This is a genomic window from Halobacillus sp. BBL2006, assembly GCF_000786645.1.
GTDB lineage: Bacteria > Bacillota > Bacilli > Bacillales > Halobacillaceae > Halobacillus.
Window position 1 is genome coordinate 1 of the sequence record NZ_JRNX01000241.1, and the last position, 2,842, is coordinate 2,842.

Genomic DNA, 2,842 nt, shown 5'->3' on the forward strand with positions numbered 1-2,842 from the left:
TTTTAAAGGATTCAAATAAAGGATTTTATGCAATAAAAAATCCTCTTGCATAAGAAGAGGTGAACAGTAACCTTCTCCTTATCTTTCAGATCATGCCTGCTGGATTGAGCACCTTCTTACTGACAAGAGGTTGCTGCGGGATCGTAAGACCAGTTTCCTCCCCCGACTCTTTATAAGGAATATAATATTATGGTGACGAAATTTTGATACATCCTAATCTAAGGTAGTTCAAAAAAATTGTCAAGCTTAATATTTAAAAATACAGAATTTTTAAATAAGCTATTGACATATGATAAATATGGGCATAAGATTTGTATCAATCCTAATTATAAAAACTCATAATCGATTTTCTTATCCTGAGAGGTGGAGGGACTGGCCCTTTGAAGCCTCGGCAACGGGTCTGGATATGTATATCAGATACTGTGCCAATTCCAGCAAGTGAATTCACTTGGAAGATAAGAAGATGAGCTACTGTATTTAACAGCGTACGCCTCTCTTCTTATAACTCAAGAAGAGAGGCTTTTTGATTTGGATGTACGGTTCTTAGAAAGGAGGATATGATGGCACAAGATAAGGTAACGTATGAACATTTTACTGGTGATCCGTTTGCCAAAATGCAAACGGACAATGAAGTGAAGCAAGCTTTGGAAGTTTTACGATGGGCCTATGACTCATACGGGGACTCCATTGTCTATGCATGTAGCTTTGGGGCAGAAGGGATTGTACTGGTTGATCTCATTTCTAAAATTCAACCTGACGCACATATAGTTTTTCTTGATACAGGCGTACACTTTCAAGAAACTTACGATTTAATTGATAAAGTACAAAAACGCTATCCAAACTTAAACATTGAATTGAAGAAGCCCGAATTGACACTGGATGAACAAGCAGAAAACTATGGAGCTGAGTTATGGAAAAGTCAGCCGGATCAATGTTGTTACTTAAGAAAGATTAAGCCGTTGGAAGACGCCCTCTCAGGAGCAGAAGCATGGATTTCAGGCTTGAGAAGAGAGCAGTCCTTAAGCCGCAGCCGTACAAATTTTGTTAATAAAGATGAACGGTTCAAGTCTGTAAAAGTATGTCCCCTTATTCATTGGACCTGGGACTTCGTATGGCAATATATCCGACTAAACAACTTGGATTACAACGAATTGCATGATCAAGGCTATCCAAGCATTGGATGTATGCCTTGTACATTTCCTGAAGACGGTGATGGCCGTTCAGGGAGATGGAAGGGATTTAATAAAACAGAATGCGGCTTGCATACCCCAGGAAATCCTTAATACTAAACACAATTAACCAAGGAGGAACACTAGATGTCAATCATATCCCCGCACGGCGGAAAACTAGTAAACCAATGGAAATCAGAAGAGAATGAACCATTAGCGAAGGGAAAGATCGAAATTGATGCGATGGCATTGAGCGATTTGGAGCTGATAGCAAATGGAGCCTATAGTCCCCTTAGAGGTTTTCTTAATCAAGAGGATTACAAATCGGTCGTTGAGACAATGAGATTAGCTGATGGAACTCCTTGGAGTATTCCGATTACTTTACCTGTAAACAAAGAAAAAGCTGAACAATTGAACCGCGGTGACGTCGCTGAACTCGTTTATCAAGGTACCTTGTATGGTTTTATTGAAGTGGATGAAATATTTCAACCTGATAAGAACAAGGAAGCGAAAAAGGTTTATTTAACTACAGAACTAGAGCACCCTGGTGTGAAAAAACTTTTTGATCGTCCCGATTATTATATTGCAGGCGAGATCCAGTTAACAAAAAAACCAGACCGCAATCACGAAGACAAATATTATTTAGATCCAGCTGAGTCAAGAGAGCTGTTTCAAGAACTTGGCTGGAAAAAAGTCGTTGGTTTCCAAACTCGCAATCCTGTCCATAGGGCTCATGAATACATTCAAAAAGCTGCGCTTGAAATCGTTGACGGTTTATTCCTCAACCCTCTCGTAGGAGAAACGAAGAGTGATGATATTCCAAGTGACGTCCGTATGAAAAGTTACGAAGTGTTAATTGATCACTACTACCCTGATAATCGAGTTGTCCTCGCTGTTTTCAATGCTGCTATGCGTTATGCAGGACCGAGGGAAGCCATTTTCCATGCACTCGTTAGAAAAAACTTTGGCTGCTCTCATTTCATTGTCGGAAGGGACCATGCTGGTGTAGGTGATTACTACGGGACATACGATGCTCAAAAGATATTCTCAGAATTTCAAGAGGATGAACTGGACATAACCCCGTTGTTTTTTGAGCATAGTTTTTACTGCCATGCATGCGAAGCGATGGTTTCCCATAAAACGTGTCCGCATGATGATGACCAGCATGTCATCCTATCAGGGACGAAGGTTCGCGAGCTGTTGAAAAACGGGGAGAAGCCTCCGAAAACATTCAGCAGACCAGAGATTGCTGAAGTCTTAATTGAAGGGTTAATACAGGTTCCCCAATTAAATCATAAACTGGAAGGGTGAGGACGTTGAGTTCGAATATTACGTGGCACGATACCTCTTTGAACATTAAGGATTACAGAAAATTAAAGGGGCACCACAGCGGAGTTATTTGGCTGACTGGACTATCAGGATCCGGAAAATCAAGCATTGCTAACCGTGTAAATCAAATGCTTTATGAAAAAGAAGTGAACACCTATTTACTGGACGGAGACAATGTTCGGCACGGTTTAAATGGAGACCTGGGGTTTTCGGCCGAAGACCGCGAGGAGAACATTAGAAGAATTGGAGAAGTTGCGAATTTGTTTGTGGATAGCGGGACGATCGTAATCACCGCTTTTATTTCCCCTTATCAAAAAGACCGGAACAGGGTGAGAAACCTCCTT

General features: G+C 40.9%; 3 protein-coding genes and 2 riboswitches. All 3 genes read left to right on the forward strand.

Annotation, left to right across the window (positions count from 1 at the left end):
* Positions 1 to 75 precede the first annotated feature (75 nt).
* A riboswitch (SAM riboswitch) is annotated at positions 76 to 179 on the reverse strand.
* 169 nt (positions 180 to 348) lie between these two features.
* Positions 349 to 462: riboswitch (SAM riboswitch) on the forward strand.
* Positions 463 to 560: 98 nt separating this feature from the next.
* A complete protein-coding gene (locus LD39_RS08090; RefSeq protein WP_035545013.1) occupies positions 561 to 1,283 on the forward strand; it encodes a phosphoadenylyl-sulfate reductase in 723 nt (240 codons plus the stop codon).
* 33 nt (positions 1,284 to 1,316) lie between these two features.
* Positions 1,317 to 2,480 carry a sulfate adenylyltransferase gene (gene sat, locus LD39_RS08095; RefSeq protein ID WP_035545014.1) on the forward strand — a complete coding sequence of 388 codons (1,164 nt, stop codon included), beginning with the start codon at positions 1,317 to 1,319 and terminating at the stop codon, positions 2,478 to 2,480.
* 5 nt (positions 2,481 to 2,485) lie between these two features.
* A partial coding sequence (cysC, locus tag LD39_RS08100) for an adenylyl-sulfate kinase (RefSeq protein ID WP_035545015.1) occupies positions 2,486 to 2,842 on the forward strand: 357 nt, incomplete at its 3' end.

Coding starts and splice junctions, on each gene's coding strand:
- LD39_RS08090 (WP_035545013.1), top strand. CDS start 561: ATGGCACAAGATAAGGTAACGTATGAACATTTTACTGGTGATCCGTTT.
- sat (WP_035545014.1), top strand. CDS start 1,317: ATGTCAATCATATCCCCGCACGGCGGAAAACTAGTAAACCAATGGAAA.